Source organism: Brachybacterium kimchii, from assembly GCF_023373525.1.
GTDB lineage: Bacteria > Actinomycetota > Actinomycetes > Actinomycetales > Dermabacteraceae > Brachybacterium > Brachybacterium kimchii.
Genome location: NZ_CP097218.1, coordinates 809437 through 833576 on the forward strand (window position 1 = coordinate 809437; position 24140 = coordinate 833576).

Annotated in this window: 23 protein-coding genes; 16 read left to right on the plus strand and 7 right to left on the minus strand. The window is 67.2% G+C overall.

The features are described 5' to 3' along the window. Nucleotides 1-4 precede the first annotated feature (4 nt). From M4486_RS03655 to M4486_RS03665, 3 genes are all read left to right on the plus strand, one after another. A complete protein-coding gene (locus tag M4486_RS03655; protein WP_249479767.1) occupies nucleotides 5-1267 on the plus strand; it encodes an MFS transporter in 1263 nt (420 codons plus the stop codon). 308 nt (nucleotides 1268-1575) lie between these two features. Continuing rightward, entirely contained in the window at nucleotides 1576-2901 is a 1326-nt protein-coding gene (locus tag M4486_RS03660) for an ISL3 family transposase (RefSeq protein ID WP_249479769.1), read from the plus strand. 438 nt (nucleotides 2902-3339) lie between these two features. Next, nucleotides 3340-3558, plus strand: coding sequence for a helix-turn-helix transcriptional regulator (locus M4486_RS03665; RefSeq protein ID WP_249479770.1), 219 nt, complete (start codon nucleotides 3340-3342; stop codon nucleotides 3556-3558). A gap of 146 nt (nucleotides 3559-3704) precedes the next feature. Here the strand turns inward: M4486_RS03665 and M4486_RS03670 are convergent, their stop codons facing one another. Together M4486_RS03670 and M4486_RS03675 are read right to left on the minus strand one after the other, a co-directional pair. Further along, entirely contained in the window at nucleotides 3705-3986 is a 282-nt protein-coding gene (locus M4486_RS03670) for a hypothetical protein (RefSeq protein ID WP_249479772.1), read from the minus strand. Further along, complete coding sequence (locus M4486_RS03675; protein WP_249479774.1) at nucleotides 3983-4612, minus strand: ParA family protein; 630 nt, start codon at nucleotides 4610-4612, stop codon at nucleotides 3983-3985. Before M4486_RS03675 ends, M4486_RS03670 begins: the two co-directional genes overlap by 4 nt. Nucleotides 4613-4955: 343 nt before the next feature. Between M4486_RS03675 and M4486_RS03680 the strand changes: the two genes are divergently transcribed. Then, a complete protein-coding gene (locus M4486_RS03680) occupies nucleotides 4956-5798 on the plus strand; it encodes a site-specific integrase (RefSeq protein ID WP_249479776.1) in 843 nt (280 codons plus the stop codon). A gap of 64 nt (nucleotides 5799-5862) precedes the next feature. Here M4486_RS03680 and M4486_RS03685 read toward each other — a convergent pair whose 3' ends face one another. Beyond that, on the minus strand, nucleotides 5863-6327 hold the full coding sequence (locus M4486_RS03685; protein ID WP_346731765.1) for a histone-like nucleoid-structuring protein Lsr2: 465 nt from the start codon (nucleotides 6325-6327) through the stop codon (nucleotides 5863-5865). Between the two features lie 127 nt (nucleotides 6328-6454). Here M4486_RS03685 and M4486_RS03690 point away from each other — a divergent pair, with 127 nt between their 5' ends. Beyond that, nucleotides 6455-7288 (plus strand): ribonuclease H family protein, encoded by an 834-nt coding sequence (locus M4486_RS03690; RefSeq protein WP_249479777.1) that lies wholly within the window; start codon nucleotides 6455-6457, stop codon nucleotides 7286-7288. Here the strand turns inward: M4486_RS03690 and M4486_RS03695 are convergent. From M4486_RS03695 to M4486_RS03710, 4 genes are all read right to left on the minus strand, one after another. Next, a complete protein-coding gene (locus M4486_RS03695) occupies nucleotides 7273-8259 on the minus strand; it encodes a hypothetical protein (RefSeq protein ID WP_249479779.1) in 987 nt (328 codons plus the stop codon). The two genes, M4486_RS03690 and M4486_RS03695, sit on opposite strands and share 16 nt — an antisense overlap. Continuing rightward, nucleotides 8256-8711 (minus strand): hypothetical protein, encoded by a 456-nt coding sequence (locus M4486_RS03700; protein ID WP_249479781.1) that lies wholly within the window; start codon nucleotides 8709-8711, stop codon nucleotides 8256-8258. The genes M4486_RS03695 and M4486_RS03700 overlap by 4 nt, the downstream gene beginning before the upstream one ends. Next, nucleotides 8704-9270, minus strand: coding sequence for a hypothetical protein (locus M4486_RS03705; RefSeq protein ID WP_249479783.1), 567 nt, complete (start codon nucleotides 9268-9270; stop codon nucleotides 8704-8706). Before M4486_RS03705 ends, M4486_RS03700 begins: the two co-directional genes overlap by 8 nt. A 365-nt stretch (nucleotides 9271-9635) precedes the next feature. After that, entirely contained in the window at nucleotides 9636-11228 is a 1593-nt protein-coding gene (locus M4486_RS03710) for a CpaE/TadZ family protein (protein WP_249479785.1), read from the minus strand. A gap of 376 nt (nucleotides 11229-11604) precedes the next feature. Between M4486_RS03710 and M4486_RS03715 the strand changes: the two genes are divergently transcribed. From M4486_RS03715 to M4486_RS03765, 11 genes are all read left to right on the plus strand, one after another. Next, entirely contained in the window at nucleotides 11605-12318 is a 714-nt protein-coding gene (locus tag M4486_RS03715; protein WP_249479787.1) for a hypothetical protein, read from the plus strand. Nucleotides 12319-12695: 377 nt separating this feature from the next. Further along, on the plus strand, nucleotides 12696-15149 hold the full coding sequence (locus tag M4486_RS03720) for a toprim domain-containing protein (RefSeq protein ID WP_249479789.1): 2454 nt from the start codon (nucleotides 12696-12698) through the stop codon (nucleotides 15147-15149). 30 nt (nucleotides 15150-15179) lie between these two features. After that, on the plus strand, nucleotides 15180-15755 hold the full coding sequence (locus M4486_RS03725) for a hypothetical protein (protein WP_249479791.1): 576 nt from the start codon (nucleotides 15180-15182) through the stop codon (nucleotides 15753-15755). An 82-nt stretch (nucleotides 15756-15837) separates the two neighbouring features. Further along, nucleotides 15838-17304, plus strand: coding sequence for a RecB family exonuclease (locus tag M4486_RS03730; RefSeq protein ID WP_239202181.1), 1467 nt, complete (start codon nucleotides 15838-15840; stop codon nucleotides 17302-17304). A 3-nt stretch (nucleotides 17305-17307) separates the two neighbouring features. After that, nucleotides 17308-17865 carry a hypothetical protein gene (locus M4486_RS03735; RefSeq protein WP_239202183.1) on the plus strand — a complete coding sequence of 186 codons (558 nt, stop codon included), beginning with the start codon at nucleotides 17308-17310 and terminating at the stop codon, nucleotides 17863-17865. Nucleotides 17866-18049: 184 nt separating this feature from the next. Next, the gene (locus M4486_RS03740; RefSeq protein WP_239202185.1) at nucleotides 18050-18598 is read left to right on the plus strand and encodes a hypothetical protein; all 549 of its coding nucleotides are present in this window, start codon (nucleotides 18050-18052) and stop codon (nucleotides 18596-18598) included. Nucleotides 18599-18710: 112 nt separating this feature from the next. After that, a complete protein-coding gene (locus tag M4486_RS03745; protein WP_239202187.1) occupies nucleotides 18711-18968 on the plus strand; it encodes a hypothetical protein in 258 nt (85 codons plus the stop codon). Then, nucleotides 18968-20023 carry a hypothetical protein gene (locus tag M4486_RS03750; protein WP_239202189.1) on the plus strand — a complete coding sequence of 352 codons (1056 nt, stop codon included), beginning with the start codon at nucleotides 18968-18970 and terminating at the stop codon, nucleotides 20021-20023. Before M4486_RS03745 ends, M4486_RS03750 begins: the two co-directional genes overlap by 1 nt. A 4-nt stretch (nucleotides 20024-20027) precedes the next feature. Further along, nucleotides 20028-22547 (plus strand): ATP-binding protein, encoded by a 2520-nt coding sequence (locus M4486_RS03755; RefSeq protein ID WP_239202191.1) that lies wholly within the window; start codon nucleotides 20028-20030, stop codon nucleotides 22545-22547. A gap of 46 nt (nucleotides 22548-22593) precedes the next feature. Beyond that, nucleotides 22594-23748 (plus strand): hypothetical protein, encoded by a 1155-nt coding sequence (locus M4486_RS03760; protein ID WP_239202193.1) that lies wholly within the window; start codon nucleotides 22594-22596, stop codon nucleotides 23746-23748. Beyond that, nucleotides 23745-24137 (plus strand): hypothetical protein, encoded by a 393-nt coding sequence (locus tag M4486_RS03765; protein ID WP_239202195.1) that lies wholly within the window; start codon nucleotides 23745-23747, stop codon nucleotides 24135-24137. The genes M4486_RS03760 and M4486_RS03765 overlap by 4 nt, the downstream gene beginning before the upstream one ends. Nucleotides 24138-24140: the final 3 nt, after the last annotated feature.

A 24140-nucleotide genomic window follows, 5' to 3' on the forward strand; every position in this document is an offset into this window, starting at 1 on the left:
GAACGTGAGCGCCGACACCGTCGGCGATGATCTGTACAGCGATAATCCGAAACCCCGCGCACTCCATGTGCGCCTGATTGCGATGATGCTGCTTGAATTCTTCGTGCCAGGGACGTTCGTGGCGACCATGGGGCTCGTGCTCGCCACCAACGACCTCTCGAGCATCATTGGCTTCTCGTACACGTTGGCGGCGGTTGCTGCGATCGTCTCGCCGATGTTCCTGGGTGCACTGGGAGATCGTCTCCTGCAGACGCAGCACGTCCTCGGCCTGTCGCACATCGTCGGCGGCGTCCTGCTTCTGTTCATCCCCGCCGCCGTGCACGCAGGCAATGCCCTGGTGGTGCTGCTGCTGATCTTCGTGTACAAGATCTTCTACCAGCCCACCGTCGGCCTCTCGAATGCGATCGCCTTCCGGCACCTGGGCCGGGGCAGCCGGATGTTCCCGTACATCCGGGTGTTCGGCACTCTAGGGTGGGTCCTCGCGGGCCTGACCATCGGCTGGATGGGCCTCTCTGCTTCCACCGGTGCCTTCTTGGTCACTGCGATCGGGAGCTTCGTGATCGGCGTGTATGCTTTCACCCTCCCTGCAACGCGCCCTGAGGGCATTGCGAAGCGCTTCAGCTGGGCCGATCTTGTGGGAGCCCGAGCCTTCGTCCTGCTCCGTCAGCGCAGCTTCCTCGTCTTCATGATCTGCGCCGTTCTCACCTCGATCTCCCTGGGTACGTACAACTCCTACGCTTCGCCGTACCTGGGCGCTCTCGGAATCGAGAACGTCGCCGGGGTCCTGTCCATCGGTCAGATGTCAGAGGTCATCTTCATCCTCACAATCCCCTTCGTGCTCAAGCGGTTCGGCATGAAGTACACGCTGCTTTGCGGCATGGCGCTCTGGGCCGTGCGATTCCTTCTGCTTGGGGTGGCGGCCTCGACGGAGAATTGGGTTGCTGTCGTCGCCGTCGGACTGCATGGAATCTGCAACGACTTCTTCATTATCGTTGGCGCGATGTTCATCGATCGGGTGGCTCCTCGCGAGTTGCAGGCGCAGGCGCAGAGCATGCTTATCCTGGTCATCCAGGGGATCGGTGCATCCATCGGGTCTCTAGTGGCGGGCACGATCTATAACGCCACTATCGGCGGAAACCCACAGGCCGCAGCGGCGGACTGGTGGCCCGTGTGGATCTTCCCCATCGCAGCCGCGGTGATCACCACCGCTTTGTGGACCATGTTCTTCCATCAACGTGGTGTTCCTGAAGGTGGTCGAGCGTGTTAATTAGGCTGGGCGCGCCGGGTTCGCTATTGTGATCGATTATAGGGTTCGTCGGTGAGGGAGGATCGGTTTCTAGTTTTCGGGTTCGTCTCGGCTTGGGTCCAAATGTAGGGTCGCGTGAGGTTGGAGCATGTCGGAGAACTGTTGGAGGCCGATGGCCGGAACTTACAATTGCGGGCGGTGTGTAGCCCATATCGGGCTCTTCAGAGTTGAGTGTGGGCGCGCCGGTGGCGTCGGGTAGCTGGGGATAGACGTCGAGGTCCTCGATGATGAGCGGACTTCTACCCCCGCTGATCTCAAGGACCTCGACAATGCCCAACTCTACGTGCGCCTGCTCTGACGCGCTCGGCCGCTGCGACCGTTGCGATCTTCTCCTCGATTTCCCCAGCCTCCATCTGGCCTCGGTGGTGAAGGGCCGTACGGGCCTGGTGCTCGAGGTCGAGTCCTGCGATCCAGTGGCCGGATGCCCTGGTTGCGGAGTCATCGCCGCTGGTCACGGCCGAGTGATGGTCGAGGTGATCGATGCGCCCTGGGCGGGCCGTCCAGTGCGGATCCGGTGGCGCAAGCGCCGCTGGATCTGCCACGAGGGCATCTGCGAGGTGGTCTCGTTCGTGGAGCAGGACCCGGAGGTCTGCGCTCCGCGGGGCCTGCTGAGCACGCGCGCGATCCGCTGGGCGATCGGTCAGCTCCGGCGCGAGGGAGCGACGATCCAGGGCCTTGCTCGCCAGCTCGGCACGACCTGGAACACGGTCTGGTCCCAGGTCCGACCACTCCTGATCGAGGCTGCGAACGACCCGTCCCGGTTCGAGGGAGTGCAGGTCCTGGGCGTGGACGAGCACATCTGGCACCACCGGGACCCGCGCCGGCGCGGCCCGAAGGAGCTCACCGGGATGGTCGACCTGACCCGAGGACCCCACCCCACCGCCAGGCTGCTGGACCTGGTCCCCGGCCGATCCGGCAAGGCCTACCGAGACTGGCTGGACAAGCGGGGCGAGACGTTCCGCCGGAAGGTCGAGATCGCGACGCTGGACCCGTTCCAGGGATATAAGAACGCGATCGATGACCAGCTCGAAGATGCGACCTGCGTGCTGGACGCCTTCCACATCGTCAAGCTCGGCGGGGCGGCGGTCGATGACGTTCGCCGCCGGATCCAGCAGGAGACCCTCGGCCACCGCGGCCGCAAGGGAGATCCCCTCTACGGCATCCGCCACATCCTCCGCGCGGGGCGCGAACGCCTCACCCCGCGCCAGCAGACTCGGCTGGCCAGCGCGTTCGCGGCGCATCCCGATCATGTCGCGGTCGAGGTCGCCTACCACTGCTCCCAAGACCTCCGCGACGTCTTCCACCAGCCCACACCCGCACGAGGGCGACAGCTCGCCGAGAGGCTCATCGCCTCCCTGCCGTCCTGCCCGATCCCCGAGATCACCAGACTCGGGAAGACCCTGCACCGCTGGCGGACAGCGTTCCTGGCCTACTTCGACACCGACGGCGCGAGCAACGGCGGCACCGAGGCCGTCAACGGGATCATCGAGCTCGGCCGCCGCACCGCCCGCGGCTTCCGGAATTTCGAGCACTACCGCCTCCGAATGCTCCTCATCACCGGCGGCCTCGACGCCTCACCCCACACTCAACTCTGAAGAGCCCCATATCGAGTGTGTTGGTGAATCCGGAAAATACCCAGTTCGCGCCGCCGACTCCGGATTGTCGGCCCGTATAGCTTGTTCGTCATGGTGGATTGGGTGCGGCCAAGTTACGGTGAGGGGAAGGCCTGAAGGAGTCTCATTCACGTACAGAAAGGTTCACAGTCTCAATTGCGGTCTCCCGCCGAGAGAGGCGTTTAACTCGTACCTGCGTCATCTGGATGGCTTTGCGTGGCGCCCTTGGTGCCAAGTTCCAGGTTCAACGGACCCGTGGGTGGCCCGCGTCAGTGAATATGCCTGCGGAGACATGGTTGAGCGTGCGCCACCAGGCCCGATGCGTATCCGCCGGTACCTTCGCGACAAGTTCCGTGAGCCCCCGCCCACTGACGTGAGTACAGGGGCCGACCCACGGCTCCTCTCGCTCTGGAGGTCATCATGGCTCGCAAGGCTCAGCCGCAGGACATCGTCACGGTCGACGGACTGCTCACCGCCAAGGAGGTCGCGGACGCGCTTGGGCTTTCAACCGGGACGCTCGCGAACTGGCGGAGCCTCGAGCTGGGCCCCAAGTACGTGAAGGTCGGGGGGCGGGTTCGCTACCGCATCACGAGCCTGAATCTCTGGGTGGCCGAGCAGGAGCGCAAGGTCGCGAGCTGACCGTCTGATGAGGCGGCTTTGCGGTTCCGACGAGCAAGGGGTTGCCGCTCGAGCTCGCCTCGACCTTGAAACGTGGGTCTCCGGTCCGCCACGTTTGAGGGAACGTGTGGTTGTGGGGACGCGGGCGAGCTTCGGTCACACCGCCGTCACCTGTCGGCACTATCTCGTGCGGTGTCCTTTTCCGCTTCCTCGTTGCTTGTCAGCTCTCGCTCCAGTGCTGCGATCACGAGCGTTTTCACGGTTGAGTCTCGACGGACAGCCTCCAGCTTCACCTTCTTCTTCAGAACCGCGGGGATGTCGACCGTCAGCCGGTCCTCTTCAAGTCGGGGAGCGCCTGCGGGCGAGAAGATTGAAGGGGCCGCCCGTGCTGCGCGCCCCATGGTCAACGGGTCTCGGAGCGACGCGCCCCCCGGAGTGCTCGGGTTCATCTCGACTCCTTGCGTTCCCTAGTTGCAGGTCTCAATCGAACCCCCAATGCTCGGATCAGCTCATCCAGCACTGAGTCATACCCAAACAGTCTCTCAGAGCGCACCGTCCGCGCGAAGCTTTCCTTGACCCGCTCGCTTCGGCGTACATCCGTGGCGAACAGGGGAACGTCGTGGCTCTGAAGTTCGGCGACGGCTTGCCGGTACGAGATCGTGCGTGGATTCGACTTGGAGATCAGCACCCCAAATGGCACGTCAGGCAGTGCCTCGATGAGCTTCCACACCTGGGCCATGTCCAGGCCGGAGTGCTCAGTCGGGATAATGACCGCGTCCGCGACCCTTGCCGACGCCAGGATGACGTCTGGCAACCCAGGCGGAGTATCGATCACGAGATGATCTGCGGTTTGTGCCCTCTCGAGGTGGGACAGTTCACGTGTGTTCGACGGGTTGACCCTGAAATCCAGGGGGTCCCCGGAGTCCTCAGCCCTGTATGCCCAGTCGGTGGCTGATCCCTGCGGGTCCATGTCGAAGACCTCAACGGTGCCTAACGAGGACAGTGCTTGCGCGAGATGCATTGCGCAAGTCGTCTTCCCTACCCCGCCCTTGGTGGAGATCACCGCGATTCGCATCCGCCCACAATACGTGATCGCATCAAACGCTCGTAACCGGAATCCTGGCTATGTGGCTATGTGGCTATGTGGCTATGTGGCTATGTGGGGCCCAGTAGTTGCGTGTTCCTCACAGTTCCTGAACATTGAGATCCGTGATTCAGATACGGTCGCTCATGACGAAGGAGCGACAGTGACTGAAGTGACCCCAAGGCAGGTACCCTCCGGACAGGCAATCACGTACATGGACGCCAGGCGTGTTGCGAATCTTCTCGCCGCCGGACGGTCACTCGAGACTCGTCGGTCCTACGCCTCAGCCATCAGGACGTTTTCCCGTTGGTGTCAGCACAGGCACTACCCGGACATGCCCACGTCGGCCGAAGTGGTGGCGGCCTTCATCGCCTACCGCGCGAGCAGCGTCACCCACTCGACGATCTCCCGCGACGTCGCAGCCATCTCCGCATTGCACCTGGACAGTGGACTCGAGGATCCCACAACCCATCACGGAGTCCGCCTCGCACTGCGCTCCGTCGGCCGTAGCCACGGGACGGCGCCCTCGCGACGCGCGGCCCCCGTCACCACCGATGCCATGCGCCACATCATCGAATCGATGGACGACCTCCATACCTCGGTCGGCAAGCGCGACCGGGCGATCCTCCTGATCGGACTGGCTGCCGCTCAACGGCGCAGCGAGGTCGCCGACCTCACCACCAAGGACCTCACCCGTCTCGACACGGGGCTCCTCGTGCGCATTCGGCGCTCGAAGACCGACCAGACAGGCAAGGGCGACGTGATCGGCGTCCCGCTGGGGGAGCACAGCGAAACGTGCCCGGTGCTCGCGATCGAGGACTGGCTCGAGGTCAGCGGACGCAAGATCGGCGACGGCAAACCGCTGTTCTCCCGCATCTTCAACCACGCAAGCATCGCCAAGACGAAGCTCTCAGACCGTTCCATCGCCCGGATAATCCAGGCCCGCGCGACGGCAGCCGGCATCACCGGCAAGGAGTACTCCCAAGTGTTCGGCACCGGATCCTGGATTTCCGGCCACTCGCTGCGGGCTGGGCACGCTACCTCGGCGGCCGAAGCGGGACTCGACCCGATGACCATCGCGCGCACGACACGTCACCGGCGCCTGGACTCGCTGTCGAGGTACGTGAGGCCCGCCAGCGCTGTCGACGACTCCACGGCGGGGAAGATCGGTCTGTGACCGCACGCGGTCCCAGACCCCACGAAGTGCGCCCGCTCCGGGCGTGACGCGGGGTAGGGGAGGGTCAGTTCGCCTTCGCGTACGCCTCCCGGATCTTCGCGGAGACGCGCCCGCGGTCGGAGACCTCATAGCCATTCTCGCGTGCCCACTGTCGGATCCTGCGGGTCTCCTCGCGAGATGCCGAGCTCCCTCGCCGGGAGCGTCCTCCCGTTCGGCGAGCGGCAGTCGACCACGCCGTGACCGCCGACTTCAGTTCCTGCGCATGGGTCTCGTTCAGATCGATCTCGTAGTCGAGGCCATCCAGACCGAACCGGATCGTGTCCGTTGCTTCGGAGCCATCGACATCGTCCACCAGCAGTACATGGGTCTTCCGTGCCATTTCGTCCTCCTCAAAGCGATTCCGTATGGAATCGAGCGTATACGAATCGCCGCGCAAAGACATCGTGGCCTGCGCGTGAATGCGCTGCCAGTACTTCGCTGCGGTGCATGGCCCGCGAGATGACAGGAGGGCCCACTTCCTCTTCGCCACGAAGGAAGGGGCGTCATGGCCACCAAGTCCGCACACAACTCGCCACCTCACGCAACGCCGAACAGCGCGCGTCGACGAGGGGACGCACGATGATGCGCACATTCCTCATGTCACGAGAGGGGCAGAGGTGCATCCTCCAGGCCCCGAACAGCCCCTCAATTACCGAGACAACCTCAACGCTGTACTCGAGGAGATACTCGCTGATGGCGAAGGCGGACACATCGTCCTCCTCACCGATGACCCGACGGCACTGGCCCACGCCGAGGAGATCGAGAACGCCACGGGTCTCTACGTCCTGCGCCCTTTCGACGGGTCCAGTGAGCGCGAGTTGATGCGCATGAAGAGAGCGAGCTCCCTGCTCACACACGAGGTCATCGTCGCCAGCGACGCCTCGTACCGATCTGCCCGACGGACAGCGAGCGTTGCCGTGGCCCTCGACGGGGCCGTCGCCCGCGTGCGCACGCGCAGGGCCCTGCGCACGCCCCTGCATATCGCCGAGTTGACCGGCATCCTTCAGGGGAATGCCATCCACCTCGAGGGGCCGCGACAGCGCACACGCACGATCTACAGCGACAGCCGAGCCGCCATCCGCCTCGCCCAGAAGGTCGCAGACGCCTCGGCCGACGAAATCGCCCGACTGGTCCTCTCCAGCGGGGCTCCCAGCCCCTACGGCGGACTGCAGCCATGGATCATGCGTCACGCCCAGGACCTGGGCAGGGACCTCGCCGAAGGCGTCACCCGCGTGCGCTGGGTGCGCGCTCACTGCGAGAGTCCCGAGCACGTCCAGGACCACCTGAACATCATCGCCGACCAGATCGCCCAGCTGCTCACTCGGCGCGGGGCGAGCGGGGAGCAGGACCCAGCGGTCCGCGAGGCATCCCGCGAGCTCATCACCGCGAGATTTCCCCAGGTCCGGGACGTCGTCATGGAGCGCCCGGAAGGCGCTCAGTCCTCCCGGTAGTCGGAGAAGACCGTGCGCGCCAGCTGGAGCACGGCATTGAGCTGAGACCCCACCTCGCGGCGCCTCAGCGACTCGGTGGCACCGAGCTCCTCGACCAGCTCGCGACGCGTGGGGTACTCGCCCTCGAGATGGCGAGCGAAGTAGGCGCGCGCGACATCGGCCATGTGGACCGGGTCCCGCTTGAGCGGCCGGGTCCTGGCCTCCTGGACCTCCCGGTCGCGACGCTCGCACAGCGCGAACAGGGTCTGCAGGCGCTGCTCGCGCTCGAACGCTCCGATGTCGGGGCGATCCACCGACGTAAGCCGCTCCTCCGACGCCAACGACGCGTCATCGAGCGGGACTGCCTGCTGGGTGCGAAGATCCTTCAGGGTGATCAGGACGGACTGGCGCGCGGCATCCTTCCTGGTGGCGAGCATCCGCTCATTGTGGAACGCCACGATCTCGTCGTCTGTCGCCGCGTGGCCCTTCTCGTCCTCGAACAGCTGCCGGGACTTGTCGAGTAGCCGCTTCTTGCGCTCGTGCGCACTCCCTCCGGGAAGGCCGGCCGACCCGTCCAGCAGCCCGCGCTTGCGGTCTTCGCGCACGCAGTATCTCGTCTCCATCTCCAGGATCGAGGGGAGGTTGTGGGAATGGTTGAACACCTGAGTGGTGCCCTCCCGGTCCTTTGCGCGCCACCGGTTGGTGATCATCTGGAGCAGTGCCTGCCCGAAGTAGGAGAACGGTGTGACGCGATCCCGGTAGTCCAGATGGGCGTTGTACTGGACGCGCTTGATGACCTGTTCGATCTCGCCGTGATGTGCGTTCAGGAAGTCGTCGAGAAGGGTCTGGGCCTTCTCCTCATCGCCGGTGTGCAGGATGGTGCACAGTTCCGCCTTCCACGGCGAGTCCAGCGTGTCCCGCTCGCATTCGCACCTGTGGTGGTGACGCTTCTTCCGGGTGTGGATCGGGGAATCCAAAGCGATCGGGGTCATCGTCCCTCCTTCGGGGCGAGCAGTGGCGGGGGAGTGAAAGGGAACCCCGGCCAGACGGCGAGGTCCTCGCCGTCGTGGATCAGACCGTGCGAGATGAAGGCGTCGAGCACGGCCAGGAGGCGCTTGCCCTGCGCCTGGTGGTCGAGGATGAACGCGAGGGTGATCCTGCCGTTGGGGCTGTGCGCGGGGGTCGTGTCGAGGATGTTCGCGACCTGCTCGATGACCTGGCTGGCCCGCGCCTGCCCGAACCGCGGGTGTGCGGTGATCAGCTGCGCCAGCTGCAGACGCATCAGGTGCTTGTCGCCGGAGGTGGCTGCGGCGATGACCGCCTCCCACGGGGTGAGGGTCTCGTCCGCGATGAGCTGCAGGAGCTCCCCGCGGGCTGCGTTGGCTCGGCGGCGCGTCTCGGTGAGCTCGTACATGTCGACGTGAGGGCTGCGTGTCTCAGGCATGTCGGGCCTCGAATCGGGTGCGGACTGCGGCGGACTCCAGGGTGGGGGCGACGGTCAGGGCGCGGATCGCGCGCGAGGTGGAGATCCGGTCCGAGGTGTGCGCCTGGTTGTAGTGCTCGATGATCTGGTCGAGGGTGGCCCCCGTGCCCAGGCCCCGGGCGATGCGGCGTACCCGCGAGCCGACCTGCGGGTCGCCGACAGCCACCCGCACCCCGTCGGCGAGATCGCGACGGACCTGCGTGGTCAGGTAGCGCACCGGGTCGACGTTCCGGGTGGTCGCGGGGTCCAGGCATCGCTCGATCCCGCGCAGCGCTCGGCTGGACTTCCCGGAGGTGCCGTAGATGACGTTGGTGATGACGACGTTGAGTTGCTCGTCGTCGAGGAGATGCGGGGCGGTGTCGGCCTCATCGATGCCCGAGATCTCGCGGCAGATCGCGGAGGTGATCGAGCCGATCTTCTCGTGGGCGAAGAGCTCGAGAGCCTGGAGCATCTCCCACTTCGCGAGCTCGCCCCGCTCCTTGAGGTCCTCCAGTGCCCGGCCCGCCTCGTAAGTGGACATGACCGGGGCAGTGTGGCGACTCCACATGCGCCGGTCGGGGCGGCCAGACGGGGGAGAACCCTCTGCTAGGACCATGGCGCCGGACTGATGCGTGCCGGCGGCATTCAGGGACCAGGTGGCACGCGCATCCCGCGGGGAGTCAGGGCGGGCGACGCAGACCGTTCCCTCGTCCCATCCGACGGCCGCCGGCAGGACCCCGCGTGAGGCCGCCTTGTGCCCGCCGATCGGCCCGGCGGGGGTGACCCACATCGTGGGTGGGAGGGCATGCAGGCGCACAGGGTGAGCGGGGTGCTCGTGGGTCGCGGCCGAGTGGGCCCAGCTCATGCGATCCAGCAGCGTGCACAGGCTCTCGGAGCTGGTGGAGGTCATCGGCGGAACCACCGCTTCCACCACGGGAGCTTGGAGGTCTTCGGTTCGGTCTCGCCGCGGGTGGTGAACTCGTCGATCCCGGTGACCGTGAACAGGACGTCCATGACGACCCTGCGCATGGTGGGCACGTTGTACGGGACGTGGCGCGAGACCATGTCGTCGTAGATGCGCTCGTTGTACTGGACGGCGCCCTTCCACTTCGACTCGCGCCCCAGCAGCTGCGGGAGCTTCCCGTACTCGTGCACGGAGGAGTCGAGGCGGTTGACGATCGACATCATGCGGGCGCTGTCGGCACCGAGGTTGCGCAGGTAGTTCATGGCGATCAGGAGGTTCTCGACTCCCGTCGTGCTGAACTCGGCGATGCCCAGTCCGTAGCCTCCCCGGTGGAGCAGGGGGCCGACCACATCGTCGATCACTCCGGAGGTGTCGAGGCCTTCGGTGATCTGGGTGTCGACGATGACCAGGTCGAACTGCCCGCGGGCGCGATCGATGACCTCCGCGTAGTGCTCGGGGCGCACAGCGCGGATCTCATGCGACACCTCCCCGCCGGGCAGTGGGCGCGGGGCCTGCACGAAGCTGAAGGAGATTCGATCTCCGGACCCGTTCCTGGCGGAGGCGATCTGCTCGGGGGAGAGGATCGCGGTGGACAGGTCACCGATGGTGACGGCGTCGTAGATGGAGGGCAGGTCCGACTTGCGCACCCTCAGGTAAAGGCCCAGGTCTCCCTGGCCGCGGTTGGCGTCGATCAGGCACACGGAGAGGCCGCCGACCTCTGCTGCGGCCTGTGCGATGCACAGGGAGACGGTGGACTTCCCGACGCCGCCCTTCCCGGCGACGATGGCCATGACGATGCCCAGTGGGGCGCTGCGGTGTGCGGCCGACCGGGAGCTGCTCGAGAAGGCCCCGTCCAGAGCCTGGTCGACGTCGAGGTCCTCATCGTCGGTCTCCTCGGCGTCGGGGATGAGGACGTCATCGAAGTCGCGATCGATGGCCTCCACTGCGACTCCAGGAGCGTCCTGCTGCGTCGGGGCCGGGTCCGCGAAGGTGGGCATGGAGACGCGCCGGCGACCACGAGGCGCGGGCGCGGCCTGCTCGGCGGGAGCAGGGGTGGGAGTGGACGGTGTCGGTGTCGGCTCTGCGCGGTGGTACCGCGCGGTGCGGGCGGCCGGGGGCGCAGCGGTGAACCCTTCGAAGTCCTCCTCGTCATCCTCCTCGTCCTCGGCGTCGGCGGGCGACTCGAGCTGCTGGGGCGCCGGTTCCGTGACGTCGTCCTCGCCAGGCTCTTCGTCGAACAGCCAGTCCGAGGCGCTGGAGGGGGTGCTCGGCTCAGGCGCGCGCGGGGGAGTGGCCTGCGGTGCAGGGAGGGGAGTCTCGTCGGTCTCATCGGACAGCCAGTCGGACGCGTCGTCCTCTGCGACGTCGGACACCTTCTCGGGTTCGGATGCGAGTTGCTCAGCGGCGCTCATCTCGCCGTCCGCGTCCTCGCTGATCGACCCGTTCTCGTCGACGTGGATGTCGTCGAACAGGGGGTCGATGTCGGAGATCTGCACGGCGCGCAGGTAGTCCCCGAGCGGCGACGCGACGGGCACAGACGGCCACCTGTCGTTCATCACGTGTTCACTTCTGCGTACGATGGCCACCGGAGTTCCCTCGGGAACCCGGGCCAGCAGCTGCGCCAGTCCGAGTTGCTTGTGATCCTCGACCAGGATTGGCAGGGTCGAGGCACTCACTGCCTCTCGGATGTTCCGAGACGTCTCCGGGAACGTGTCGCCGGAGACGACATCGACGCCCAGCTGCTGCAGGGCATCTCGAACCTCCGGCAAGCCGATGACACCGATGCGGTAGTTGCTCATGGTGGCTATATGCCAAGCCATGGCAAATCAAGTGCGCCCCGACTTCGCCAGACTACGATGATCAGGGAGTATTGACCCCATGCGGCGCCCAGACACTCACAGGAGCACGATCATGGAGATCACTCGGGAAGAGGCGACGGCCCGTAGACGCACCTTCGCCCAATGGGCAGCAGGCGCCTACGAGCCCTTCCTGCCGATCTCCACACGAGTCGACATCGATCGACGATTCCGCGAGTGGACCAGGCGCACCCCCACCTTCACCATCGCCTGGGCGACCGGTGTCGCAGCCTCCATCCTGGACACGCTCCCGCCCAACGACCCATGGCGGCACCCGACCCCGGGGTTCGGAACCTGGCGCGACGCCGGCGACGTCACCTTCATCCCTGACGAAGAGGACGAGTGGGACCGCCAGCGCATGCTGCTGGACCTCAGCCTCGCCGCGATGGCCGACCCCATGCCTCCCGGCGCCGCCCGCGTGATGGCCGCATGCGCCGCCGGCGCCGAGGATGGGCAGTTCACGCTCACGGACGTGCGCAACCAGTCCGAGGCGACCAGGCGCGACATGCGCACCGCCGACATCGCGCAGTCGATCGTGCTGTGGTCGCTGTGGAGGCGGCGCATCTACAGGGGGGCGGACGACGAGTTCCCCTTGTCGATGATGTACAGCTGGCTGTCCTACGCCCTCATGGTCGAGGACGGCAGGGGAGTGCCGCACGAGAGCATCGACCCTGACGTCTTCACGGCAGCGCTGACCGATGAGGACTATCGCGCGGTCGCCGGCATGGACGACGAGTCCGAGCACCCGGCACGCCATCTCGACATCTGACTCTCCCGCAGCCCCACCCAGCCCCCACGCCGCCCCATCGTCGTGGGGGCTACTTATGTGCAGGCCAACGCCGGTTTACCCCCGGATCCCCCATCCCGACGGGCGCGACGTATACACATGAGGGGACTGGAGAACATGACGCCCTCATACATACATACATTCCTCTTCTTAGGAGATAGAGAAAGTATGTAGGGGATGAGGGGGTTCCCGTCCCGACCTGCGCGTTCGATGGGTGGAACTCGGTCGGGACCGGTGGGGATCCACGCGCGAATCCCACCGGAACCCACGTCCAGCCAGCGCGAACAGCACGCCCATCGCCCGTCGGGATCCCAGGTGCCGCGTCCCACCAGAGTCGCGCCCCGCCCACTGTCCCCAGCATGAGCGCCAAGGATCCCAAGACCGCAGCTGTGGACGTCGAGGCCACCGACCCCGATCTCGAGGCGACCCCCGCACCTGTCGAGGAGGAGGACGCCGCCTTCGATGAAGAGGGCGGCACCTCCATCGCCGACATCGACACCGCCATCTCCTCCATGCGCGAGGAGCCGTTCCCCGCATCCCAGTACCCGGGGTCCATCGGAGACGTCTCCGTCGTCAAGCTGCAGTCCTCGATCGTCGCCCCGCTGGTCGCCCAAGCCCGCGGCTACCGCACCATCTCCGGCGACGACGACGCCCGCGACACCCTCCGCCGCTTCGGATACGACGGCCGCCGCAACCCCGGCCGCCACCTGCTCAACCTCGCCCGCCAGGGCGCATGGATGGAGATCCCCTACTTCAAGATGGACTCCGTCGCACGCGGAGAGCACATCCTCGGCACCCTCCAGCTGCGCCCGGAGGACGATCCGCCCGAGGGGTCCAGCTGGGCGAAGTACATGTTCCTCCGCGGGAGCGGGACCGCCATCGACGCCCACCCTGCGACCCCGCCCGAGTGGTTCTCCGACTCCAGCATCCCCATGCTCTTCACCGAGGGCGTCGTGAAGGCTGATTCGGCACTGACCGCGATGCTCCGCGACGCCGGTGTCGAGGACAAGGCACTGCGCACAGCCGTGGGCGCCATTGATCCTCTCGAAGGACTGCGCGGACTGCTCGAGAGGATCCCCGAGGACAAGCGAGTGCTCATCCTCGCCATCCCCGGCGTGCAGTCCTGGCGCCGCAACGACGAGTGGAACACCGTCACCATGCGCGAGCGACGGGCCATCATCTGCTTCGACGGCGACATCGCGCGCAACGCCGCCGTGTGGGATGCCGCCCACGGGCTCATGGAGTTCCTGCGCGAGCGCAACGCCTCCGACACGTCGCTGGTCGACCTCTCCCCGCGCGGCGACGACACCGTCGACCCCAAGCGAGGCATCGACGACTTCCTGGCCTACTCCGGCCGCTGGAAGGACGCGATGGACCTGCTGATCACCGAGCTGCCCGAGCGCCCCGTCGACGACACCGGCGAGAAGGGCGAGACCCGCGTGACCCCCGACGGGCTCGGCGTCGAGGTCTGCAACGTCCGCACCGACCCCAACGGCGGCCCGGACATCAAGACCTGGCAGAAGATCGACGACGTCGGCGGACGCCTGCTGAGCTTCGAGGAGTTCCGCATGCCCACCTCCGACGAGCTCGAGAGCGGCCGCATCATCCCCGGCGCCGTCTCCCGCTCCGAACGCCAGGTCGCCATCTTCGTCCAGTGGCGCACGGCCGACGGACTCGTCGACTCCGCCACCATCCGAGGCCCCAAGGGCATGCTCGACGAGGACCCCGCGCGCTGGGAGACCCGCTACAGGGCGGACGTCCCCACCAAGGTCTCCGCACTGCCCTCCTGGCCGCCGCGCTCCGGGATCAACTGGACGCGCGCCATCAAGGCCTACCGCGCCTCCGAGACCACCGACGACGTGCTGTGGGGATGCCAGGGATGGGTCCCCACCAAGGACGGGATCCCCTCCTTCATCGCCGGGCGACACGTGGTCGGGCCCGGCGGTGAAGGAGATGAGCGCTCCCAGGCCGGACTGACCGCAGACGACTTCCCCAACCTTGACGACTTCGGCGTTATCGACCAGACGCTGACCATCCCCGAGCAGCGTGACCTCCTGCGACGCATCGTCGAGGCCTACACGTCCACCGACACGTTCGTCGACCCGCGCTTCGGCATGGTCGCCCTCCTGTCCGGCGTGCGCCCGATCGCACCCATCACCCCGCACAGCGTCCTGTACCTCGTGGGAGGCCGTCGCTCCGGGAAGTCCTGGATCGCCTCGATGATCCAGGGGTTCTGGCAGTCACGCGGAGGCGCCTGGAGCGCAGAGCGCCTCCCTGGCTCCGCCATGGACACGCGCGCATGGATGGAGAACGCCGTCTCGAAGTCGATGATGTGGGTCATCGACGACTTCGCCCCCAACTCCGACCAGCGGCAGTGGGAGAAGCAGACCAGTGACCTCGAGGCCATGGTCCGGTCCGCCTTCAACGGCGCAGGCAAGGGCCGCATGACCTCGGACATGAAGACCCGAGTGCAGAACCCTCCACGCTCGTTCGTCGTCGTGACCGCCGAGAACGAGCTGCAGGTCGACTCCGTGCGTGACCGCATGCTCACCCTCTACAGCGACGGCGGCGGCGGGTTCATCAACTCCGCCTCCGAGGACCCGCTCGGAGCCCTGAACACCATGCTCAAGAGGGGCGACCAGGCCCGCCTGTCCGCACAGATGCTGCGGTGGATGTGCGACTGGTTCGCTCGCGACAGCTACGCCCAGGTTCGCTCGACCTTCGTCGCCGAGCGAGACGATGCGGCCGCGGACATCCGACGCCACGTCGAGCGGGAGCTCGGCAGCAAGGTCAACGCCACCCGGCACGCCTAGATCGCCAGCGAGTACCTGCTCAGCGTCACCATGCTCGAGCAGTACGCCGCCCACCTCGAGATGGACGACGAGTTCTGCGACCGGATCTCCTCCATGCGCGAGGACCTGGCCACCCTCACCGTCGATCTCTCGCGCACCCAGCAGGGGCGCACCGCCGGGCACGCCCTCGTCGATGCACTGCGCTACCTCCTGGAGAGCCAGAAGGGGTACGTCGAGGCGATCGTCCCGCAGGACACCGGCAACGGGCCCACTGCGGACACCAGCCTGAACCTGCGTCTGGGATGGCCGACCGGCCGCGATCCACGTGGGGAGATCCTCGGTCGCTTCGTGCCCAACGCGCGCGGCAAGGGCGTCGACGTCGTGGTGTTCTCCCGCGACGCCTTCCAGGCCGCCCGGCAGCATGCCAGGCACCTAATCCCCGCCGGGCAGACGGCACGCACCAGCTGGCAGGCCGTCTGGCACGAGGGCCTCGTGGCCGACGGCATCTGGGAGCAGCGCGTCCGCGACGGGGCACGCACCGGGGAGATCGAGACGCAGGCCGGCGGGTCACGGTTTCGCGGCGTCCCCATCGCGATGTCGACCCTGTACGGCGAGGACGAGGCGTGAGGTGGACGCCCGTTCACGGTCCCACGAGAGCTCCCGCCCGCCCACTTCATAGGGGTACGGACAGTCCACGAAGGGAGACCGCGTGTCCACAACCCTGACACGGGAGGGGCTTCATCTCGACGCCCTCGACGTGGACAAGGTGCGACGCCGGGCGCTGTCCGCCTCGACCGCGAAGTCCCTGCTGCACAACTGTGCCGCCGGGTATGCCTTCGGCAAGCTCGTCGGGGAGAGGGACAACGATCCCTTCGCCGCGACCACCCAGGGCACCGCTGTGCACGCCGTGCTCGAGGAGCTGTACAAGCTCCCGCGCGGGAAGCGCACTCGGCGCCGGGCAGCGAACCTCCTGCTGTCCATGGTCGCCCAGTGGCGGCACGGTGAGTTCCCCCAGCTGATGGACCCCGTGACCCGCCAACTGTTCATCTCCGACGTGATGGGCAAGTACCAGGGCATCTTCGACATCGAGGACCCCCGGAACATCGACGTGGTCGCCACCGAATGGCCCCTTGGCGGCATCGAGCTGGGAGGCGTCCCGTTCACCGGGTACGTCGACCTCACCCAGCGCGTGACCGCGCGAGGCAAGACCGGACTGCGCGTCGTCGACCACAAGACCAGCAACAAGGTGCCGGACCGACGCACCATCGAGCGCTACGGCGACGACCACGGCGACCAGATCCGCCTGTACGCCGCCGCCCTGCGCAAGCTCCAGGACGAGCCCGTCCTCGAAGGCCGTGTCTACTACGTGCGCCACGGCAAGAGCAGCGTCGTCGCGGTCTCCGACAAGCGCGTCTCCCAGACCGTCGGAGAGTTCACCCGCGCCTGGGACACGCACAACGACATGGTCGCCGAGCAGATGTTCCCCACCAAGGTCGGCCCCCTGTGCGGATGGTGCCCACTGGTGAACCTCTGCCCCGCAGCGCAGGAGTCGCGCTTCAACACCGACCGCACGGACAGCCAGACCGCCCTGTGCGCCACGGACCTGCTGGACATCGACGCCTCCGAGGCGTCCTACGAGGTGCCCGGTCCGCCCACTGAAGAGGTGTCCCCGGCAGAGACGGGAGACCTGATCGAACCCCACATGGAAGGACTGATGGAGATGGCCGAGCATTCCCTCGCCGAGGGCAAGCCCTGGGAGGAGACCGTCAACGACAGGCTCAACGGCGCCAGCTACGCCTCGATCGGCTACTTCGGCATCGCCTCCCTGTCCTACGAGACGCTGCACAAGCACGACATCCCGATCCAGCGCGTTTCCGTCGACGCCCTGACGGGAGTGCTGGCGAGCATCGTCACCACCGTGCAGTCGGGCCTCACCGGCTCCACGTCCTTCCAGGACGGCACCAACACGCGCATCCGCGGCGTCCTGCGCACCGTCCTCGACGCCGTTCCCCCGCCCTTCGGGGAGGACGCCGAGAGCTGGTCGACGTGGATCAAGATGACCACCGGCCACACCCGATCCATCGCCGCCGCCGCCATCCGGCTCGCGGACTCCGACGGTGCCGAGGCCGACCTCGACACCCTGGCCACCATCGCCCCCGCGGGCAAGGAGGACTGACCCATGACCACGCTCGACCACGCCCAGATCATCATGGCGGCGCACGACCGCGTCGCGAAGTACGACGTCACCGACGACGGTTTCGTCCAGGTGCCCGGCGTCGAACAGGCAGTGCCGCGCCAGGTGGCGGTGTCCAAGTCGATCCGCGAGCTCGTCGCCGAGCTGTCCGACGGATCCGCCTCGTGGAAGCTGATCGACCGCCTCAGCGGCACCGCGCAGGGCATCGACCTCAAGCGGTTCACGGGAACGATCGTCAAGGTCACCCGGGAGAAGTCCTCCACCCGCGGCAAGCTCCTGCTGTACACGGGTACGCAGCAGGAGATCGACGGCGTCGACCTCGGATACGAGATCGTGCGCACGGAGAGGACCGACAACCCCGAGGGCCTGATGGTCGCCTCCGAGGCGAAGTCCCTGCTCGGTCACCGAGTCCTGCTGTGGGTGATCCTCGAGCCCTGGGCCAACAACCCGAACAAGAAGACCCGGGTCCTCCAGCACCTCATGGACCTCGGAGCCGACAACAGGTTCGATCCCGAGACCGGGGAGTTCGATCCCGACGCCTGAGCCGTCCACGGTCCTCCTCACACCGATGGACACGGGCCGTGCCGACCTGCACGTCAGACCGGCACGGCCCGTCCCTGTGCGGAGAGTCCCGCCAGATCACCTGCACCGACAGCGCTCACGACGAGTTCGGAAGGTCTCCGCCCACTAGGAGACATGACAGGCCCTCGACCCCGTGGAGGAACACATGACCGACCAGATGCTCGCCACCGACGACATCACCGACGACGCCCCTACGGAGGCCGTCGACACCGCCCCTGACGTGGTCGAGGACCCCGCGCCTCGCGCCAAGCGCACACCCAAGGCGAGGTCCCGGTCCGGGCGCACCCCCAAGCCGTCGGTGCGACGGATCGCCGAGAAGGCCGAGGAGATCGCCGAGACGGACGATCAGACCCGCGAGCTCGTCGCCCAGATGATCGGGGCGCCCTCCGTCGGTATCGCCGACCTGACCACCTCGATCATGGAAGCCAAGCGCACCCCGCTCGAGCGCGCCGTGGCGGACCTGAACGTCATCCAGGACGGGAGCATCCCCGAGGCCGTCGTGCACCTGGTGGGCATGTCCAAGCCCGAGCTGCAGTCCCTGGCCCAGGTGGTCACCGCCTTCGCCGACGTCGAGATCCCCGACAAGATCCCCACGAAGTCCACGGACGCCGCGCTCGTGCTCGTCGACCCCGTACGAGAGGCCCAGGTCGACCAGGCAGCCATCGAGCGCCTGATCGGCCTGCTGGCGAAGTGACCTGGTGACGATGCGCAGCCCTTGGGAGACCATCCGCGTTGCGTGCCGCGCCTGGAGGCCGGCACCGCGACGCGAGGACCACCCGTTCTCACACGACCCCGGCACGTGCCGGGTGTGCTGGCAGCCGTGCTTCGAGGCGCGCCGACCCGGCACGGACTTCTGCGACGACTGCTGGCTGCGGCTGGCCACGCACCGCTCCGTGGACGTGCGCAGCGCCGTGGTCTCCCGCGACGACATCCCCCTGGAAGTGCTGCAGGACATGACCGAGGACATGGACGCGCCCGTGGCCTACGCCGCGAGGGAGCGAGTCGCTCGGTACGCCGAGGACCGCGCCTCGGACGACATCGACTGGATGGAGAAGACGAGCTGATGGCACGCAAGAAGACACGCGGCCGCAACCAGGTCGAGGACATGCTGGACACCGCCGTCACGGTGCCCAGCGACACCGCGCGCTCCAACCCCGGCAAGAGGCGCTACGCCTGGGTCCGACGCAGCATCTGGACGAACCTCATCGTCGCCCCGTTCTCGGTCGTGCTGCTCCTGGCGGCCATCGTCCTGTTGAGCAACGCCGTCACCGGGGACAGCGAAGCCTCGTCGGCGTCCGCAAATCAGACCGGCCGCACGGAAGCCGAGAGCTCCCTGCGGTCCTGGCTGGATTCGAACGACTCCATCTTCCACGGGGCCGAGATCTCCTCCTGGGACGGAGTCACCGACACCGAGTCCGTCAAGGCGACCGAACAGGACGTCGGCTACACCCTGATGACCCACCAGTTCACGATCCGCACCTCGGACGGCACCTATTACCACGCGGCAGTGCGCACCGCCTACGCCGCCAGCCGCGGCGTGAAGGTGCTGTCCACGCCGACGATCACCCCCATCGATGCCAGCGCGGTCTCCGACTGGGACCCCCAGGAACCCATGGACGGATGGCGCACCAGCGGCGCGTCGGACTCCACCACGAGCGCGATCACCTCGTGGGCCAAGGCGCTCACCACATCGCCGAACGATCTCAAGCTCGCAACGCGCGACGGCGACTCCTCGCACGTGTACTCCTCGCTCACCGGCGTCACCGCCGGGGAGGTGCAGGTCATCACCGCTGCATCCCCGGTGACCAAGCAGGGCACCGCCGACACCTCCACCGTGGTAGCGACCGTCAACGTCGAGCTCCTGCCGGCCGACTCGAAGGGCAGCGGAGACGCCAAGACGAACGTCCAGTACGACGTCCTCGTGCGCGGCGCCGACACCGCCGCGCCCTACGTCACCGCCTGGGGACCCGTCGGCTCTGGCACCGGCCTGAGCAACTACCAGAACGCGGTCTCTCTGGACGGGGACGTCGACTCCGAATCGACCAACCAGTCGGGTGCCTCCGACGCAGGTGGCGCCGATCAGACAGACCAGCAGACCGCATCCGACGGAGGGGAGTGACCAGGTGGCGAACACAGCGAAGGCACCGCAGATCTCACTGCAGAGCCTCAACTCGCCCATCATGCCGACCGCCACGAAGATCCGGTACCCCGACGGCCGGATCCTCCCTGTGGCCGGCAAGCTGAACCTGTACCGCAAGGTCCCCATGGCCCCCGTGCGCGATGCGAAGACCCACAGCGACGCCCTGAACGTCGGCGACTCCCTCGCAGCGGCGTTCGAGGAGCTCGCAGCGGATACCTCGTACACCGCCGCTCGCCGATCCGTCGCCCGCAGCCGGTACCGCTCCTTCCACCTGCTGCTGGTGAATCTCCCGCGCCGCTACTCGCCACCGCCGGAGTCCCGATACCCCGAGGACCTGCAGGCATGGTTCGGCAACCGGCGCATCCAGGACCGCGTGCTGCTGTTCGGCACCGGGCTGAACGACGTCATCGGGGGAGCAGACCGCTCCCTGCGAGATGCCGTCGACTCCCTGGCCACGTCGCTCGTGACCGCCGAAGTCCCGCTCAGCGACTACCAGCCCGATTACGAAGACGTCGACGACATGCTCACGCGGTCCGGGCTCACCATCCCCACCACTAGGGACTTCCACCTGGCTGAGACCTGGTGGGCCGCCGGAGGGTCCAAGGACGCGTCCCTGCTGCCGCACGCCGACCACATCCACGTCTTCCGCACCGTCGCCGGCGCCGAAGCAGCCGCCCGTGCCGACGTCGCGTCATGCGCGACCTGGCCCTCGGGCATCGAAGGTCACCACGTCCTGCAGCTCGGCTCCGTGCACGGCCTCGACCTGCCCTTCCAGGCGGCGAAGGAGAAGCTGAGCTCCTGGGTGACGTCGCTGCTGGACAAGGGCGCCGTGATGGTGTCGATCCGCGGAAAGATCGAACCCAGCGCGATCACCCGCAGCGAGCTGCGCAGACAGCGTCGCCGGTACCTCCGCGACATCCGCAACGCCCGCGCCGAGGGCAAGCTGGATGACCAGCAGCAGGACGAGATGGAGCAGACCCTGCACTCCGTCGAAGGCGCCTACTCCACGGGCAAGGCCTTCCCCACGCTGGTGGAGACGAGCGTCGTCGCAGCCTTCGCCGGTATCGGGAAGAAGCGGCTGGACACGCTGGGCAATGGCACGGCGTTCGAGGTCGCCCCCATGAACAACCGCCAGCATCCGGCGCTCGCGGAGAGCTGGGTGGCATCCCCTGTGCGCTCGAACCCGAACCTCATGGACCTGCCGTCCTCCACCGTCGCCTACTCGGGCATGCCGTCCCTGGCGACGGTCGGAGACGCCACCGGCATCACCCTGGGCTTCACCGTCCACGATCGACAGCCCGCGCTGATGAGCGCGACCAGGTCCTCCGACCAGGACGTCTACCCACTCGGAGCGGTCGTGGGGTCCAGCGGCGCCGGCAAGTCGCAGCTGTTCGCCTTCGCAGCCGACCAGTTCTGCAAGGAAGGCCGCCCCGTCATCGCCATCACCCCCAAGAAGGGCGAAGACTTCACGCAGGCCTTCGGCGAAGACTGCACGTCGTTCTCGCTGGACTCGTTCGCCGGCAGCTCCGGCGGCATCGGGGGAGCAGGCGGCACGGGAGTGTTCGACCCGCTGCGGTTCTCGAAGACACCCGCAGACGGCATCAACACCGCCGTGTCGATGCTGCACGCCGTGAACGTGTGGCCCGAATCCACGCAGAACCTCGAGGCCGACCTGCAGGCGGCCCTGAAGTTCGGCGTCGCGCACGGCGCCAAGGCCATCGGGACCGCCCTCAAGGTCGCCAAGGAGCACGGCAGGGCCAGCGCCGAGCTCGCCGACCCGATCATCCGCCAGTCCGAGAACGACCCCATGTTCGGGGCCATCGTCGGCCTGAGCGACGAGGGCGCGGTGCTGAGCGCCTCGGAGGGCATCACGTACATCAAGGTCGGCAACGCTGACCTCGAACTGCCGCCCATGGGCGTCGACCAGAGGTCGCTCAGCCTCACCCAGCGCGTATCGGCAGCACTCATCCGCATGATGGTCTACGGCTCCGCCGAAGCGCTGCGCGGCCGTCGCGGCGTGCTCGAGCTCGACGAGGCGTGGGTGTTCCTGGGCGCCGGTGCCGAGGAGGTCGAACGACTCGGTCGCCTGGCCCGCTCGCTCGAGGTGTTCCCGATCCTGTTCACCCAGCGCATCTCGGACCTCATCGAAGCGAACCTCACGAACCACATCGCCCGCGGGATCATCCTGCACACCAAGGACAAGAAGGAAGCGGAGGCCGCCTTCAAGCTCTTCGGGGTGCAGGCCACCGAGGAGCGCGTGGCCTACACCATGGCGCCCGAGCGCATCGGCCAGGGCGGCGCCAACTTCAACAGCAGGAAGCCCCTGTTCACGTACGACGAGAAGGGCAATCGCACAGGCCTGATCCGAGGGGCCATCGGCCTGTACTGCGACATGGACGATCGCGCCGTCGACATCGAGGTCACCATCCCGCAGAACTTCCTCGACAAGTCCTCGACCAACGCCCTGGACCGCGCAAAGCGAGAAGGACGCCAGGTGATCTGACCCGGCCGGCGTCCCGTGAGCGTCTCGCCCCGCCCACTAGAGCCGCGTGACGACATCAGGCACCAGCACCCTCGACCCAGGCACACGCAGCCTGGACGAGCAGGCGCGCCGCATCGGGCAGCTCGTCGTCGCCGGAGCAGTCACCCCCGAGGACGCCGCCTGCCAGATCCTCTCCGTGGCGGTCGAGAGCGACGTCGTGCGGTTCATGTGCGCCCGCCATCACCGGCACCTCGCGCAGACGTGGAACGTCGAAGAGATCACCAGCGCGGTCACCACGATGCTCACCCAGTACGCCCTGGGAAGCACCGAGGGCCGGGGGCACCTGGACGCGAAGCGCTTCGCCGACGGCACGACGTCCGCCTCTGGCTGGATCGGGAAGGTCATCGGAGCCATGCGCACCACACGCATTCTCCGGGAGATGCGAGTGGACACCCGCGCCATCGCCCAGCCCTTCGAGCTCGAGCAGGTCACCACGCCCAGCGCCGAAGACGAAGTGCTCGGATCCGGGACCCCCGAGATCGAAGAGCACACGCAGGGTCTGCCGTCGACGAGCTCCACCCTCCGCATCGTCCACGCCTCCGCCATCCACCAGCTCCTGGGACTCCCTCCCGTGGCCTCGTGGACACTCACTCCCCGTCAGCGGCAGCTGCTGAAGGATGCCATCGAGCAGGATCCTTCCCTTCCGCGGAAGGTGCTCTCGCGCTCCACCCCGGACACCACGGAGCCCGCGTACGCGATCCAATCGATGTGGGCACACTGGCGACCTGACGAGATCGCCGAGATGCTCGCGAAGTCCACCGAGGCGCGCGACATCCCGCACCTGCTGTGCGCGGCCGCGATCATGCCCCTGCCCCGACCCAAGGCCCGTTCTGGCGAGCTCGCGCGTACGCGCAACCGCGTCCGCGGCCAGGTCCCCGCGCATGCGGAGGACAGTCTCATGGGCGCACTGGATTCCTTCCTCGACACCTTCGTCGACGCCTACACGGACTTCGACCGCATCCGCCGCCCACTGCCCCCAGAGGAAGAAGCACGGCGCGCCGCCTCTGCATGCACGTTCCCCGTCCTCCTCAAGGACGCGGCGCACCAGATGGGCATCACGCGACTCGACCTGCTCTCCGGGCTGATCGCACTGTTCATCGACCCCGTGCCCGTCGCCGACCCCGACCACTTCACCCCGACCCCATGGAGGTTCGCCCGATGAACACGACGAGCACCTGGCTGCACACGCTCCACACCGGCACGTTCTCCGCGCTCGGATCCGTGATCCGCGCCCTGCGCATCTACCTGCTGCCCTTCGCCCTCGCGGCCATCGCCTCCAGCCTCTGGCTGATGGTGATCTCCCTGGTCACCGAGGCCACAGGCAGTGCCCTCCTCGTGGTCGTGCTCGTCATCCTCCCCGGTGTCATCCCGATGTGCCTGTCCCGGCGGGAACGCCGACGACACTGGCACGAGTACGCGCTGGTCTGGCTGTTCTTCATCACCGCCGTCCCCCTCTACGGGGCGATCCTGCTGATCGCGGGATACGGAATCGTGATGGCTCGAGCATGGCGCCGGCAGTGGCCGCACCCTCTCCAGGACGAAGAGGACTGAACG

Bases quoted from the DNA above. Each gene is read 5' to 3' on its own strand.
- M4486_RS03765 (WP_239202195.1), top strand. From the start codon at position 23,745: ATGAACACGACGAGCACCTGGCTGCACACGCTCCACACCGGCACGTTC.
- M4486_RS03680 (WP_249479776.1), top strand. From the start codon at position 4,956: ATGCCCACGTCGGCCGAAGTGGTGGCGGCCTTCATCGCCTACCGCGCG.
- M4486_RS03670 (WP_249479772.1), bottom strand. From the start codon at position 3,986: ATGAACCCGAGCACTCCGGGGGGCGCGTCGCTCCGAGACCCGTTGACC.
- M4486_RS03725 (WP_249479791.1), top strand. From the start codon at position 15,180: ATGCTCGAGCAGTACGCCGCCCACCTCGAGATGGACGACGAGTTCTGC.
- M4486_RS03660 (WP_249479769.1), top strand. From the start codon at position 1,576: ATGCCCAACTCTACGTGCGCCTGCTCTGACGCGCTCGGCCGCTGCGAC.
- M4486_RS03665 (WP_249479770.1), top strand. From the start codon at position 3,340: ATGGCTCGCAAGGCTCAGCCGCAGGACATCGTCACGGTCGACGGACTG.
- M4486_RS03700 (WP_249479781.1), bottom strand. From the start codon at position 8,711: ATGCCTGAGACACGCAGCCCTCACGTCGACATGTACGAGCTCACCGAG.
- M4486_RS03720 (WP_249479789.1), top strand. From the start codon at position 12,696: ATGAGCGCCAAGGATCCCAAGACCGCAGCTGTGGACGTCGAGGCCACC.
- M4486_RS03675 (WP_249479774.1), bottom strand. From the start codon at position 4,612: ATGCGAATCGCGGTGATCTCCACCAAGGGCGGGGTAGGGAAGACGACT.
- M4486_RS03715 (WP_249479787.1), top strand. From the start codon at position 11,605: ATGGAGATCACTCGGGAAGAGGCGACGGCCCGTAGACGCACCTTCGCC.
- M4486_RS03695 (WP_249479779.1), bottom strand. From the start codon at position 8,259: ATGACCCCGATCGCTTTGGATTCCCCGATCCACACCCGGAAGAAGCGT.
- M4486_RS03740 (WP_239202185.1), top strand. From the start codon at position 18,050: ATGACCGACCAGATGCTCGCCACCGACGACATCACCGACGACGCCCCT.
- M4486_RS03735 (WP_239202183.1), top strand. From the start codon at position 17,308: ATGACCACGCTCGACCACGCCCAGATCATCATGGCGGCGCACGACCGC.
- M4486_RS03750 (WP_239202189.1), top strand. From the start codon at position 18,968: ATGGCACGCAAGAAGACACGCGGCCGCAACCAGGTCGAGGACATGCTG.
- M4486_RS03705 (WP_249479783.1), bottom strand. From the start codon at position 9,270: ATGTCCACTTACGAGGCGGGCCGGGCACTGGAGGACCTCAAGGAGCGG.